The sequence below is a fragment of the Streptomyces ipomoeae 91-03 genome (assembly GCF_000317595.1).
Classification (GTDB): Bacteria; Actinomycetota; Actinomycetes; order Streptomycetales; family Streptomycetaceae; genus Streptomyces; species Streptomyces ipomoeae.
Genome location: NZ_AEJC01000678.1, coordinates 1 through 13,971, shown reverse-complemented (window position 1 = coordinate 13,971; position 13,971 = coordinate 1). Strand labels below are relative to the sequence as shown.

The following is a 13,971-nucleotide window of genomic DNA, read 5'->3' as shown; positions in this document are numbered from 1 at the left end:
CGTCCTCGGCCCGTCGCCTGCGCCGCCCGGTCGGGGCGGCGGCGGGCAGTGCCTCCGCGTCGGTGGCGTCCTCGCTCTCCAGGAACGCGTCCACGGACGATCGTCGCCCCCGACGCCGCCCGCCCCCGGCGGCCTGCTCGGGCAGCGCGAGCTCGGCCCCGGCAGCCGGGCCATCGGCGTTGGCGTCGGAGTCCGCCTCGGCGCCGGCGCCCACGGCTTGCGCGGCCTCGATCGGAACGGCACCGGCACCGCCCCCCAGCGGCACCTCCAGCACATACGCGCTGCCGCTCATGCCGGGCACCTCGTGCGTCTGGAGCACACCACCGTGCGCCCGCACGATCCCCTGGACGATCGGCTGGTGCACCGGGTCTCCCCCGGCGTACGGCCCGCGCACCTCGATCCGCACGACCTCACCGCGCTGCGCCGCCGCCACGACGACGGTGTTGTCCATGTAGCCACCGGCGGACATGGGCGCGTTGCCGGTCGCGTCGACGCCCGCCACGTCCGCGATGAGATGCGCGAGCGCGGTCGCGAGCCGTACCTGGTCGACCTCGGCCTCGATGGGCGGCGCGTGCACGGCGAACTGCACCCGCCCCGGCCCGATCAGCTCGACGGCCCCGTCGACACCGGCGGCGACGACGGCGTCGAGCATGACCGTCGTACGAACAAGGTCGTCCTCGCCCGAATCGATCCGCTGATACCCCAGCACGTTGTCGATGAGCGTCGTGATCCGCGAGTACCCGGCGGTGAGGTGGTGGAGCACCTGGTTGGCCTCGGGCCACAGCTGTCCGGCGTCGTCGGCGGCGAGGGTGCCGAGTTCGCTGCGGAGCTGGTCGAGCGGGCCGCGCAGGGAGGTGCCCAGTACGGCGAGCAGCTGCTCGTGCCGCGCGGCCAGCGCCTCGTAACGGTCCTTCTCGCGCTCCCCGAGTGCCGCGTACCGCTCGTCCCCGGCGGCGAGTTCTTCGGCGTGCTTCTCGCGCAGCTCGTCCAGCTCGGCGGCGTGCTCCTCGCGGACGCTCTCGACCTGCTCGGCGTGTTCCTTGGTGAGCCGTTCCAGTTCCTCCGCGTGCCGCTCGGCCTCGGCTTCCTTCTCCTCGGCGAGCTTGTCGTACGGCCGCCGGTCGGTGAACGTCATCACGGCCCCGACGAGCTGTTCCCCGTCGCGCACGGGCGCGGTCGTCAGATCGACCGACACCTTCTCGCCGCTCTTGGACCACAGCACCTGGCCGCGCACCCGATGCTTGCGCCCCGAGCGCAAGGTGTCGGCGAGTGGCGACTCGGTGTACGGGAAGGGCGAGCCGTCCTCACGCGAGTGCAGAACAAGGGTGTGCAGCTCGCGCCCCCCGAGATCACTGGCCCGATACCCCAGTATCTGAGCGGCGGCCGGGTTGACGAGCACGATCCGCCCGTCCGTGTCCGTCCCCACCACACCCTCGGCCGCGGCCCGCAGGATCATCTCGGTCTGCCGTTGCGAACGCGCGAGTTCGGCCTCGGTGTCGACGGTGCCCGACAGGTCGCGTACGACCAGCATCAGCAGCTCGTCATTGGCGTAGCCGTAACCGTCGTACGCCTGCTGCCCGTTCTCCAGATTCGCGCTTGTGACCTCGACCGGGAACTCACTGCCGTCGGTCCGGCGGGCGATCATACGGGTCGGTTTGGTCCGCCCGGTCGGGTCCATGGTGTCGGGCCGCCGCATGGATCCCGGGATGAGCCGTGAGTCGAACTCGGGCAGCAGATCGAGCAGTCCGCGCCCGACGAGGGCGGTCCCCGGCGTCTCGAAGGCCTCCAGGGCGATGGTGTTGGCGTTGACGACGGTGCCATTGGCGTTGACCAGCACCAACGCGTCGGGCAGCGCGTCCAGTATGGCTGCGAGGCGAGCAGCGCCTCGGGATGGCCTGCTGCTCACGAGTCGCTTCCTCCCTGTTACCGCACCTTGCCGACCGCCGGGGCCATCTTGCCAACGGGCCCGCAACGTGTCACGCGAGGGAGTCTACGGGCAGAGGTTGCGCTCGCGACGCCGGATGAGAGGGAGGTCGCACACCGAACATACGGAGAAGCGGTGACCGTGCGGACGGGGGTGCCGTGACCGTGTGTTTTGCCGTACGACCCTTGCGGCGGACGGGTGACCGGACGAGTGTCGGGACATATGTACGGTCGCCGGAGCCTCGTGATCGTTCTTATAGGTATGTATGTAGGTAAGTAAGTCGTGCCCGCCGACAGGTACGGCGTGGACGCGTGCCGCGGCGGGGGTGGGGAGCGCGGGCCCGGCTCATGGACGGCTCATGGACGGAGGTCGGGGAGTACGGGTACGAGGGCGTCCCAGCGGGCGATCTCGCAGCCGTTGCCGCGGTCGAAACGGGCGTCGACGCGGCGTCCGGCCCAGGTCCCGGTGACATGAGCGGTGGCCGGACCGCCGTACTGCATCGTGCAGACGGTGCCCGGCGGGACCGGGGCGAAGGGGTCCTTGCCCCAGGTGGTCCGCCGATCGAGCCACGAACAGGCGTCCTGAGCCTTCGGATGGCTGCCGCCCTGAGGATGGCACCGCAACTCGAACGTCCCATCGGCCCCGCCCCCGGCCTCCCGCACGATGACCGTCAGCTGGTCCCCGGGCCCGGCCCCAGGGGTCGGCGGCGGGGCGGGTACGGCCGTGGACGGCATGGCGCGGGGCGGCGCCTCGGCGGCGTACGCGGCGGCCGGGGCCACGGGCGCGAGCGCGCCGGCGGCAGCCGCGGCGAAGGAGGCGGCGGCACCGAGGAGGAGGCGACCGAGGGCGGGGTGAGCGCGGGCGGAGGCGGGCCGACGGTTGGAGCCCATGGAGCCCATGGAGCCCATGGAGCCCATAGAGGCGATGGGGGTGATGGGGGTGATGGGGGTGATGGAGGCGATGTGGGCCCGGGGGGCTCTGGGGGCTTTGGCGTCCATCGCGGAGGAGTGGTGCTGAGGTGGGGTGGGAGGGCGCTGCAGCATGACCTGACTAACGCCACGACCGCCACGCGGTTGCGCCACAGGGTCGCCGGGGCCCCGGGCCCGTTCGCGGCGCGCGAGCCCCGAACGTCCCCCTCACTCACCACACGCGACGCGCGATACGGCTTTGCCCTGCGGCCTCTCCGCCTAGTACCGTGGGAGCCGATTGGTGACGGCCCGCAAGGCTGTGTCATCATCTGCACGCACCACTCGCGCTCGCGCGGGCGGTTGTGCTGGAGGCGTCGCCTAGTCCGGTCTATGGCGCCGCACTGCTAATGCGGTTTGGGCCTTAAAGCCCATCGAGGGTTCAAATCCCTCCGCCTCCGCACTTGATCACCGAAGCCCCGGTCCATCCGACCGGGGCTTCGTCGTTGTCCCGGTGATCGTTCCCGTGCCACCCAGACGATCACCCATCGGGGCGTTTCCCCAGGTCACAAGGGGTGCAGCAAACGGATTTCACATGGCGACGGCAGTCATGTAATGTTCTTCCTGTCGCCGCGAGCGGGCCGAAAGGACCAGGACCGGCAAGAAAACAAAACAAGCACTCGTAGCTTAACGGATAGAGCATCTGACTACGGATCAGAAGGTTGCAGGTTCGAATCCTGCCGAGTGCACACAGGTGAGAGGCCCCGGAGAGATCCGGGGCCTCTTGCGTTGTGCGGGCGGCGACACTCTTGACCTGACCGGTATCAAGGGAGCCCAGCCTGGTCGGCCCCGCAGGGTGGTCTCCGGGTCGGTTTCGAACCCTGGCGAGTGCACACGGGCCAAGGGCCCCGGAGAGGTCCGGAGCCCTTGGTGGTTTTCAGGTCAGTAGACGTCCACGAAGTCGCCGGTCGCCTTGGCGGACGGCGTGGTGGAGGTGCCGGCGAAGTTCCAGCGCCAGTAGCCGTCTGTGGAGGCGGTGACCGTGGTCGTCAGGTTGCCGGTGCTGGAGGTGTTGACGGTCTTGATGGTGGTGTAGGTCGTGGTGCTGGCCTTGCGGAACTGGAGTTTGACCGGCTGGTTGGTGTAGCCCCGGTAGTCGAGTGTGTCCCAGTTGGCCCGGGTGAGCTTGCCGGTGACGGTCAGGGTCTTGCCCTTGGCGATCGGCTCGGGGCTCGCGTTGGCGGTCAGCTTGGCGTGGCGCTGGAGGCGGGTGGTGGTGTAGGCCCATCGGTCCGTATAGCTGCCGTCGTTGGCCGACACCTGTACACCGACCTTCCAGGTGCCGGCGTCGGCGTTCGTGAGCCACCAGTCCGGTTCGAAGGTGAAGGTCTTCGAGCAGGTGGACGTCGTGCTGCTGGAGGCGACGCAGTCCGCCGGGGTGGTGTTCTCGTTGGGCACGATGTAGCCGTCGGCGCTGTAATACGGGTCAGAACCGTCCGGGCCCCGCCACAGGTAGAAGTCCGCGTCCCAGATGCCCGAGGGGTCGGTGGCGGTCACCGAGACCGTGATCGTCTTGTCGGCAGTGTCGACCACGATGTTCTTGCCGCCGTTTACGGCGACGCCGTTGATCTGGATGTCGCCCACGATGTCGTCCGCGTGGGCGACAGGTGCGGCGAAGCCGGCCAGCGCGGCGACGGCGGTGAGTACGGCAGAGGCTGCGCGCTTGCGCATGTATCTCCTTCACGGAGCGATGAGGCGACGGTGACGGACGCGATCGGGCCGGGAGGGCAGCCCTACTGTCGGATCACCGTTGACGGCGTACTCGGGCGGACGTCGCCCTGACGTGCCGCACGCGGTGTCACCCTCATCCCCCGGTTCACGTTGCGATGACTCAGGCACAGCCTTCACACAGGCTGCTCGTAGTACTCAGCGCGCCTGCGTGCTCAAACGTCACCGGGCGGGATCCCTGAGGCGATGAGCAGGGCGAGGGGGAAGAAGACCAAGGCTGTGGCCATGGTCCAGCCGATCTTCCAGGACGAGGCGTCGGCGACCTTGACGCAGAGCGGGGCCATCAGAGCGGCGTAGAAGAGGAACGCCATGTGGATGAGGGCCATGCTGCTGCTCCTTCAGGACGTGTTCGGTCGATGGGCTGCGGACGGCCGCGTGTCATCTTGGCATGGAATTGAACATGTTCAAATAGGTGGCGGATCTTGGTACGGGTGAGATGCTTCCGGTGGTCTGGTGCCTCTGATGGTGGGGCGCGGTAGAGGACGACGGGGGCGTTGTGAGGGCTTGGGGTGGGCGGGCCGGGGTGCTCGCTGTTGTGGTGATGGGTGTGTTGGTGGGGTGCGGGCGCGGGGCGGACTGGGATGCCTCGTCGGCTTCCGAATCGGCGGGTTCCTCGGGTTCGGGTACCTCTGATTCCTCTGGCTCCTCGGGTTCGTCCGCGTCGGGTTCGGGTTCGGGGTCTCCTACTCGGCCGTCTTCCAGTGGACGGCTCTCTCCCGTTGATCTGCAGAGCCGGTGGTGGACTTGGGCCGCTTCGGAGCCCGAGGAGACGAATGCCGTGGCCGATCCGGACGGTGGGGACTGCACGAGGAACCAGGCGGGTGATGTCTGGTTCCTGGCCGGTACGTTCGGTACACAGGTCGAGCGGAGCTGTGTGGTACCCGTAGGGCTGCCGCTTGCCTTTCCGCTGGTCAATTTCGTGGGTGATCCAGCGGACTGCGCGGCGTTCCTGGCCTCCGCCGACGGGACCGCGACGCTGGACGGCGTGAACCTTCCCTCGGATCGGTACGACGGGCAGGTGATCTCCGTGCAGGCGGTCGACGGCAATCCTGTCACCGGGGACGGGGCGGACTTCGCGGCGACGGGGTGCGGGCTGTGGGTTCAGGTGCCGGCGCCGGAGCCCGGTGAGCACACGTTGAAGATCCGTGGGACGTCCGGGGACTTCGCGGTCGCTGTGGACTATTCGTTGACCGTCCGAGGCAAGGGCTGAGGAGCCTGCGAATACGGTCCGGAGGGGGCCGGGTCGGGCCCGGGGCCGTGGGGCCCCGTCGGGGCGTCTTGCGCCGGTTCGCCTTCTTGTTTTCGCAGGTCACAGCCATTGTCAGTGGTGGCCTCTAATGTCGTGGGGGATGGCACACGCGTGGAGATGTACGGGGCTGCGGTGGGGTGGTGACGGGCCGCGGCTGGCTTGGGAGGGTGGGCGTGAGAGCGCTCTGCCTCGGGGGAAGGCGGTGGCTTTTGGGGTGGTGAGCGAGGGGCGACGGACCTGTGTCGGGGCTCGGGGGCATGGGTGTCCCGTGCGGGCGGAGGTGTCCGGGCGGAGTACGGGGGCTCGGTGTGAGGAGTGCGCTCGGTTGGATCGGGCGCATTCCGTGGCCGCTGACACCATTGCCGATGATCCGCGGCCGTATCACGTGTACCTCGCCTGGTTCGGGCCCGGAAGGGTGAAGGTCGGGATCACGGCCGTCGAGCGGGGGTCGGCTCGGCTGCTGGAGCAGGGGGCGGTCTGCTTCGGGTGGCTCGGGCGGGGGCCGCTCATGGCCGCGCGGCGGGCGGAGGAGGTGCTGCGGGCCGGGCTCAAGGTGCCGGACCGGATTCCGTACGCCGAGAAGCGGGCCGTGCGGGCCGCGCTGCCGGAGGCCGGGGAGCGGGCGGCCGAGTTGGAGGCGCTGCACGGGCGGGCCCTCGGGCTCCATGGGTGGCCGGAGTCGCTTGAGCCGGTGGTGTTTCGGGCGGTCGATCACGCCGGGGTGTTCGGGCTCGACGGGTTGCCCGCCGCCGAGGGGGTGGTGAGTGAGCTGGTCGCGGGTGGGGTCGTGGGGGGTGAGGTGCTCGCCGTCGCCGGGCCCGATCTGCATCTGGCCACCGGGCGTGGGGTCGTCGTCCTCGATACGCGGCTCATGACCGGGTGGGAACTCACCGCTCCGGCCGCCGGCAGTGCCTGGGGCGAACTGACGGTTCCTGTGAGGGAGTTGGAGGGTGGAGCGGGCGGAGGAGGTGTGCAGGACGGGCTGTTCTGAGGGCGGAGGCATCCGCTCGGCGGACAGCCGTGCGTAAAGACTTCGATCCCTTGTGGATCCCGTACGGAAAGGCGGTGGACGTCGGGTGGTGTGCGGCTCGACAGTGGTGACATGAGCGATCAGTCGATAGTGCCTGTCCCTGCCTTTGAACCTCCCTACTACGCCGTGGTGTTCACCTCTGTGCGGACCGCGGATCAGAGCGGGTACGGGGAGACCGCCGAGCGGATGGAGGAGTTGGTGAAGGAGGTGCCGGGGTTTCTCGGGATGGACCAGGCGCGGACGCCCGGGGGGCTTTCCATCACCGTGGGGTACTTCCGGGACGCCGACGCCATCGAGCGGTGGCGGAGCGATGTGGAGCACCGGGCGGCGCAGAAGCGGGGGCGGGCCGAGTGGTACGAGAGCTACAGCCTGCACGTCGCCAAGGTGGAGCGGGGCCACAGCTTCGTACGGGGAGAGTGAGGGGAAGAGTGAGAGGAGTCTGCCCAAGGGGGTGGGGAGTCCTCAGGGCGTGAGGGGCCCTGGAGAGCGAAGCATGACGGTGGCCGCGTAAAGGTGGGGTCAGAGCGGGGGCGTACAGCGTGGTGGCTGTGATCGCGAAGCTGTGAGGGTGCCTTGAGTTCCCCCGGGGAACTCCGTGGGAAACGCCTGGTCGGCGGGGTCGATGCCCGAGAAGTCAGGGATCTGCCCAGGGGTTGCCTGAGAGGCACCTGTGTGTTTCTCAGGAAAATCACAGGTTCCCGAAAGGGTGTTCTCAGGGGGTCCCGACAAGGTATCCAGCATGACCACGACCTCGCCCCAGGGGCGCACCGAACTGCTGAGGCCGGACGGGAGCCCCGTCCGAGTGCTTGTGGTGGACGACGAGCTGTCGATCACCGAACTGCTGTCCATGGCCCTTCGCTATGAGGGATGGCAGATCCGGAGTGCGGGGGATGGCACGGGTGCCATCCAGACCGCGCGGGACTTCCGGCCCGACGCCGTCGTCCTGGACATGATGCTCCCGGACATGGACGGGCTGACCGTCCTCGGGCGGCTGCGGCGTGAGCTGCCGGACGTGCCGGTGCTCTTCCTGACCGCGAAGGACGCGGTCGAGGACCGGATCGCCGGGCTCACCGCCGGCGGTGACGACTACGTCACCAAGCCGTTCAGCCTCGAAGAGGTCGTCGCCCGGCTGCGGGGGCTCATCCGGCGGTCCGGTGCTGCCGACCGGCGTTCCGACTCCGTGCTCGTCGTCGGTGACCTCATGCTCGACGAGGACAGCCACGAGGTGTCGCGGGGCGGGGAGAACATCCACCTCACCGCCACCGAGTTCGAGCTGCTGCGGTTTCTGATGCGCAACCCGCGGCGCGTGCTCAGCAAGGCGCAGATCCTCGACCGCGTGTGGTCGTACGACTTCGGTGGCCAGGCCAACGTGGTCGAGCTGTACATCTCGTATCTGCGGCGGAAGATCGACGCGGGGCGCGAGCCGATGATCCACACCCGGCGTGGGGCCGGTTACCTGATCAAGCCCGCCGCGTCATGAGCGGGCGACGACGGACGCGTACGCAGAGGCAGCCGAAGCCGAGGCGAGGACGACAGCCGCGCACGCTGCGTACGCGGCTCGTCGTCTCCGCGGTGGCGTTGATCGCGGTGGTGTGCGCCGTGATCGGGACGGTGACCACGGTCGCGCTGCGCTCGCATTTGTACGAGCAGCTTGACGACTCGGTCAGTGAGGTGCTGGGGCGGGCGGCGGGCAAGGGGCCCGAGGACGCGCCTCCCGTGGGCGCGCAGCGCCAGCAGCCGACGGGTGAGGTCGACCCCAACAGGAAGCCGATCGGCCCGCCGGACCTGGAGGAGTTCGTCACCAAGGGCCCGCAGCAGATGATCGGCACCATCGCGGCGAAGGTCGAGAACGGCAAGGTCGTCGAGGGCATGGTCGGCAAGAAGTCGACGTCCGACAACGGCGTCACCGATGCCACGGCCTACGCGCTGAACGAGACCCAGCTCGCCGAGCTGAACTCTGTCTCCAAGGACGGCAAGGCCCACACCATCACCATCACGGGGCTCGGCGACTACCGCGTCATGTACCGCAGCGGTGACAATGGCGCCTACTATGTCGCCCTCCCGACCACCGACGTCACCAGCACCCTCAGCACCCTCATCGCCGTAGAGCTCAGCGTCACCGGCGCCGGGCTCGTCGCCGCCGGTATCGCCGGGTCCGTGCTCGTCGGGGTCGCGCTGCGGCCCCTGCGCAAGGTGGCGGCCACGGCCACCCGGGTCTCCGAACTGCCCCTGCACACCGGTGAGGTGACGCTCAACGAGCGTGTGCCCGCGTCCGAGACCGATCCGTACACCGAGGTCGGGCAGGTGGGGGCGGCGCTCAACAGGATGCTCGATCATATTCACAGCGCCCTGCACTCGCGGCAGGAGAGCGAGATGCGGGTGCGCCAGTTCGTGGCGGACGCGAGTCATGAGCTCCGTACTCCCCTCGCGTCCATTCGTGGTTACGCCGAGCTGACCCGGCGCGGCAGAGAGGAGATCGGGCCGGACACCAGGCATGCGCTCGGTCGGATCGAATCCGAGTCCGGTCGGATGACTCTGCTGGTCGAGGATCTGCTGCTGCTTGCGCGGCTCGACGCGGGACGTCCGCTCCAGTTCGAGCAGACCGATCTCATTCCGCTCGTGGTGGACACCGTCAGCGACGCCCGTGCCGCCGGGCGGAGTCACAACTGGCGGCTCGATCTGCCGGACATGCCGGCGCTCGTGTCGGCGGATGCCGCGCGGCTTCAACAGGTGCTGGTCAATCTGCTGGCGAACGCGCGTACGCATACGCCACCGGGTACGACCGTCACCGCGCGCGTGCAGCGGCGTGGGGCGTGGATGTGCGTCGACGTCGAGGACGACGGGCAGGGGATTCCGGAGGAGTTGCTGCCGCATGTCTTCGAGCGGTTCGCGCGAGGGGACTCGTCGCGGTCCCGGGCCTCCGGTTCGACCGGACTCGGCCTCGCCATCGTGCAGGCCGTCGCCGACGCGCACGGCGGTGCCGTGACCGTCGACAGCGTGCCCGGCAGGACCGTGTTCACCGTGCATCTGCCGGCGCTGGGCGGCCCCATGCCCCTGCTCGACGACGCCGCGAACTGGCAGCTCGACGACACGGCGTACGACACCGACCTCGACGTAACCGACGCAACAAGCCGGCAACCGGACTCACAGGCACACCACAGTGTGAGCACACGGGCATAACAGAGCGGATCGCAAATGTAGTTGTCATGCGAACCGACTCTTCTCCCGGCACCCTGCCGGCGCGGGAGCACCTCCCGGCCGGAAACGCCGGTACGCCTGTCCTGGACGTAGTGATCCCCGTCTACAACGAGGAGAAGGACCTCCAGCCGTGCGTCCTCAGACTGCACGAGCATCTCGCGCGCACGTTCCCGTACGCGTTCCGCATCACGATCGCGGACAACGCGTCCACGGACACCACCCCCCAGGCGGCCGCGCGGCTGGAGGCGGAGATCCCCGAGGTCACCTCCTTCCGCCTGGAGCAGAAGGGGCGCGGGCGGGCCCTGCGGACCGTGTGGTCCGCGTCCGACGCGCCGGTCCTCGCCTACATGGACGTGGACCTGTCCACCGATCTGAACGCCCTGCTCCCGCTGGTGGCCCCGCTGATCTCCGGTCACTCCGACCTCGCGATCGGCTCCCGGCTCGCCCGGTCCTCCCGGGTGGTGCGCGGGCCCAAGCGCGAGTTCATCAGCAGGGCGTACAACCTGATCCTGCGGGGCTCGCTCCAGGCCCGGTTCTCGGACGCGCAGTGCGGGTTCAAGGCGATACGCCGGGACGTGGCGCAGGTGCTGCTGCCGCTGGTCGAGGACACCGGGTGGTTCTTCGACACCGAGATGCTGGTGCTCGCCGAGCGCGCGGGGCTGCGGATCCACGAGGTGCCGGTCGACTGGGTCGACGACCCGGACTCGACCGTCCACATCGTGAAGACGGCCACCGATGACCTCAAGGGTGTGTGGCGGGTCGGCAAGGCCCTCGCCACCGGGTCCCTCGCACTCGACCGGCTCGCACGGCCGTTCGGCGACGACCCACGTGACCGGGAGATCAAGGACGTACCGCGCGGACTCGCCCGCCAGCTCCTCGGCTTCTGTGTCGTGGGCGGTCTGTCCACCCTCTTCTACCTGCTGCTCTACAGCGGCTTCCGTACGTTCGCCGGGTCGCAGATCGCCAACGCGCTCGCCCTGCTCGTCTCGGCGATCGCCAACACGGCGGCCAACCGGCGACTGACCTTCGGGGTCCGCGGCCGGGGCGGAGTCGTCAAGCACCAGGCGCAGGGCCTGGTGGTGTTCGGCATCGGCCTCGCCCTCACCAGTGGCTCCCTGGCCGCGCTGAACGCGGCGACCTCCGCCCCCGCGCACTCCACGGAACTGGCGGTCCTCATCGCCGCCAACCTCGCGGCGACGGTGCTGCGGTTCCTGCTCTTCAGGGCCTGGGTGTTCCCGGACCGGCGCGACGGGGGCGCCTCGTCCTCGACCGTCGTCGCCGCGCACACCCCCGCCCCGCACAACGCCGCCTCGCCCGCCTACGCGACCACGAGCACGAGCGGCACGAACACCGCGTCGTCGGCGGTGCGCCCCGGCCGGCCAGGCCCGTACGGCCACCAGGACCGGTTCCACCCGATGGCGCCCCAGAACCACCGCGCCGAGTACGCCTCGGTGCCCCAGAACCCGTACAGCACGAACCCCTGCACGACGACCCAGTTCCGCGCCGGCGATGCCGCGGACCGCACCTGGGGGGACGCGACCATGCAGATGCGGCCGGTGCGCCCGCACGATCAGGATTCGAGGAACGCACGATGACCACGCAGTTCGAGACGACCAGTCAGCAGGGGGGTGCGAGCCCCACCGGTCCCGACTGGGGGCCGCCCGCGGCGAGAACGGCCGTACAGGAGCCGGTGGTTCAGGCCCCGTCCGGCACCCCGGCCCCCGGCACCGGCTCCGGTGAGCCCAAGCAGCCCTTCGCCCAGCGGCTGTGGCGAGGGCGCCCGGAGGACAACCGCTGGATCCGCCCCGGGTTCCTCCTCTCCCTCCTCCTCATCGGTGGCCTCTACACCTGGAACCTCACGGCCTCCGGTTACGCCAACTCCTTCTACTCGGCGGCCGTGCAGGCGGGCAGCCAGTCCTGGAAGGCCTTCTTCTTCGGCTCGCTGGACTCGGCCAACGCCATCACCGTCGACAAGCCCCCGGCCTCGCTGTGGCCGATGGCGCTGTCCGTACGGCTGTTCGGCCTCAACTCCTTCGCGATCCTGTTCCCGCAGGTCCTGATGGCCGTCGCCACCGCCGGGGTGCTGTGGGCGGCCGTACGCCGTCGCTTCAACGCCACGGCCGGCTTCATCACCATGGCGGTGTTCGCGCTCACGCCCGTCGCCGCGCTGATGTTCCGCTTCAACAACCCGGACGCGGCCCTCACGCTGCTGATGGCCGCCGCGGTCTACTGCACGCTGCGCGCGATGGAGAAGGCCCAGACGAAGTGGCTGGTGTGGGCCGGTGTCGCCATCGGCCTGGCCTTCCTGGTCAAGACGCTGCAGGCCTTCCTGATCCTGCCGGTGCTGGCACTGGTGTACGTCGTCCTCGCCCCGGCTTCGCTGAAGAAGCGGGTCGGGCAGGTGCTGCTCGCTGGGCTCGCGATGGTCGTCTCCGGCGGCTGGTGGGTCGCGATCGTCGAGCTGTGGCCGGCGTCCTCCCGCCCGTACATCGGCGGCTCGCAGACCAACTCCTTCCTTGAGCTGACCTTCGGCTACAACGGCCTCGGCCGCATCAACGGCGAGGAGACCGGCAGCGTCGGCGGCGGTGGCGGCAACGGCGGCGGCAACTGGGGCGAGACCGGCTGGGACCGGATGTTCAGCTCCAGCATCGGCGGCCAGATCTCCTGGCTGATCCCGGCCGCGCTGATCATGCTGGCCGCCGCGATCTGGGCCACCCGCAAGCTCAAGCGGACCGACACCACCCGCGCGGCCTTCCTCCTCTGGGGCGGCTCGCTGCTGATCACCATGGTGATCTTCAGCTTTATGCAGGGCATCTTCCACGAGTACTACACCGTCGCCCTCGCGCCTTACATCGCTCCGCTGATCGGCATGGGCGCGGCTCTGCTCTGGGACCGGCGCGACAAGTACGGGGCCTCGATCACGCTGGCCGCCGCCATGACGGCCACCGCGGTCTGGGGTTACGTCCTCCTCAACCGCTCCTCCGACTATCTGCCCTGGCTGAAGTGGGTCGTGCTGGTCGGCGGTCTGGTCGCCGCGCTCGGCCTGATCTTCGTGGGCAGGCTCGGGCGGCAGCTGGCCATGGGGGTCGTCGGGTTGAGCATCGTGACCGCGCTCGCCGGTCCGACCGCGTACACGCTCACCACCCTGAACGAGGGCCACACCGGCTCGATCATCACGGCCGGACCGTCCGTCCAGGGCGGCCGGGGCGGTCCCGGCGGCGGTGGCGGCATGGGCGGCGGCCCCGGTGGCGGCGGCATGCCGGGCCAGAACCAGCAGGGCCGGCAGAACGGCCAGAACGGCCAGAACGGCAACGGTCAGATGGGCCAGCCCCCGACCGGCGGCTTCGGCGGCGGCCAGAACAGCCAGCAGGGCCAGGGCCAGCAGAACCAGGGCAACGGCCAGACGCAGAACGGTGGCCGCATGGGCGGCGGTCCCGGCGGTGACGGTGGCGGCGGCATGGGCGGTCTGCTCAACGGCGCCGACGTCAGCGACGAGGCCAAGGAACTGCTGGAGAAGAACGCCGGGGACTACACCTGGGCCGCCGCCGCGATCGGCGCCCAGAACGCGGCGAGCTACCAGCTCTCCACCGGCGAACCGGTCATGGCCATCGGTGGCTTCAACGGCACCGACCCGTCCCCGACCCTCGCGGAGTTCAAGAAGTACGTGGAGGACGGCAAGATCCACTACTTCATCTCCAGCGGCACCGGCGGCGGCATGGGCGGCAGCGGCGACGGCACCTCCTCGCAGATCAGCTCCTGGGTCCAGGAGAACTTCGAGACGGTGACCGTGGACGGCACCACCTTCTACGACCTGACGCAGCCGAAGAGCGACAGCTGACGGTCGGGTCCGGCAACAGCCGGCTGTGAAGCGGGGCGG

The 13,971-nt window shown here is 69.6% G+C and carries 11 protein-coding genes and 2 tRNA genes; 9 read left to right on the top strand and 4 right to left on the bottom strand.

Annotation, left to right across the window (positions count from 1 at the left end; genetic code table 11):
- Together STRIP9103_RS44625 and STRIP9103_RS53335 are read right to left on the bottom strand one after the other, a co-directional pair.
- A partial coding sequence (locus STRIP9103_RS44625; protein WP_009343622.1) for a PAS domain-containing protein occupies positions 1-1,906 on the bottom strand: 1,906 nt, incomplete at its 3' end.
- Between the two features lie 374 nt (positions 1,907-2,280).
- Positions 2,281-2,967: an SSI family serine proteinase inhibitor gene (locus STRIP9103_RS53335; protein WP_309474641.1), complete on the bottom strand. Its 687-nt coding sequence runs from the start codon at positions 2,965-2,967 to the stop codon at positions 2,281-2,283.
- 232 nt (positions 2,968-3,199) lie between these two features.
- Here STRIP9103_RS53335 and STRIP9103_RS44615 point away from each other — a divergent pair.
- A tRNA-Ser gene (locus STRIP9103_RS44615) sits at positions 3,200-3,290 on the top strand.
- A gap of 215 nt (positions 3,291-3,505) precedes the next feature.
- A tRNA-Arg gene (locus STRIP9103_RS44610) sits at positions 3,506-3,578 on the top strand.
- A 193-nt stretch (positions 3,579-3,771) separates the two neighbouring features.
- On the opposite strand, the gene STRIP9103_RS44605 is transcribed toward STRIP9103_RS44610, so the two are convergent.
- Both STRIP9103_RS44605 and STRIP9103_RS50490 read right to left on the bottom strand, forming a co-directional pair.
- Entirely contained in the window at positions 3,772-4,560 is a 789-nt protein-coding gene (locus tag STRIP9103_RS44605) for a hypothetical protein (protein ID WP_009343629.1), read from the bottom strand.
- A 212-nt stretch (positions 4,561-4,772) separates the two neighbouring features.
- Positions 4,773-4,943, bottom strand: a complete 171-nt coding sequence (locus tag STRIP9103_RS50490) for a hypothetical protein (RefSeq protein ID WP_009343632.1) — start codon at positions 4,941-4,943, stop codon at positions 4,773-4,775.
- 452 nt (positions 4,944-5,395) lie between these two features.
- On the opposite strand from STRIP9103_RS50490, the gene STRIP9103_RS52680 reads away from it, so the two are divergent.
- The 7 genes from STRIP9103_RS52680 (at position 5,396) to STRIP9103_RS44570 (ending at position 13,932) form a co-directional block, all read left to right on the top strand.
- A complete protein-coding gene (locus STRIP9103_RS52680) occupies positions 5,396-5,827 on the top strand; it encodes a hypothetical protein (RefSeq protein WP_009343624.1) in 432 nt (143 codons plus the stop codon).
- A gap of 139 nt (positions 5,828-5,966) precedes the next feature.
- Positions 5,967-6,857 (top strand): DUF2797 domain-containing protein, encoded by an 891-nt coding sequence (locus tag STRIP9103_RS44595; protein WP_078614278.1) that lies wholly within the window; start codon positions 5,967-5,969, stop codon positions 6,855-6,857.
- A 111-nt stretch (positions 6,858-6,968) separates the two neighbouring features.
- Complete coding sequence (locus tag STRIP9103_RS44590; protein ID WP_048822330.1) at positions 6,969-7,316, top strand: antibiotic biosynthesis monooxygenase family protein; 348 nt, start codon at positions 6,969-6,971, stop codon at positions 7,314-7,316.
- 319 nt (positions 7,317-7,635) lie between these two features.
- A complete protein-coding gene (locus STRIP9103_RS44585) occupies positions 7,636-8,376 on the top strand; it encodes a response regulator transcription factor (RefSeq protein WP_009343625.1) in 741 nt (246 codons plus the stop codon).
- On the top strand, positions 8,373-10,076 hold the full coding sequence (locus STRIP9103_RS44580; RefSeq protein ID WP_009343631.1) for a sensor histidine kinase: 1,704 nt from the start codon (positions 8,373-8,375) through the stop codon (positions 10,074-10,076). The genes STRIP9103_RS44585 and STRIP9103_RS44580 overlap by 4 nt, the downstream gene beginning before the upstream one ends.
- A 26-nt stretch (positions 10,077-10,102) precedes the next feature.
- Positions 10,103-11,689, top strand: coding sequence for a bifunctional glycosyltransferase family 2/GtrA family protein (locus STRIP9103_RS44575; protein ID WP_009343628.1), 1,587 nt, complete (start codon positions 10,103-10,105; stop codon positions 11,687-11,689).
- The gene (locus STRIP9103_RS44570; protein ID WP_009343626.1) at positions 11,686-13,932 is read left to right on the top strand and encodes an ArnT family glycosyltransferase; all 2,247 of its coding nucleotides are present in this window, start codon (positions 11,686-11,688) and stop codon (positions 13,930-13,932) included. Before STRIP9103_RS44575 ends, STRIP9103_RS44570 begins: the two co-directional genes overlap by 4 nt.
- Positions 13,933-13,971 lie beyond the last annotated feature (39 nt).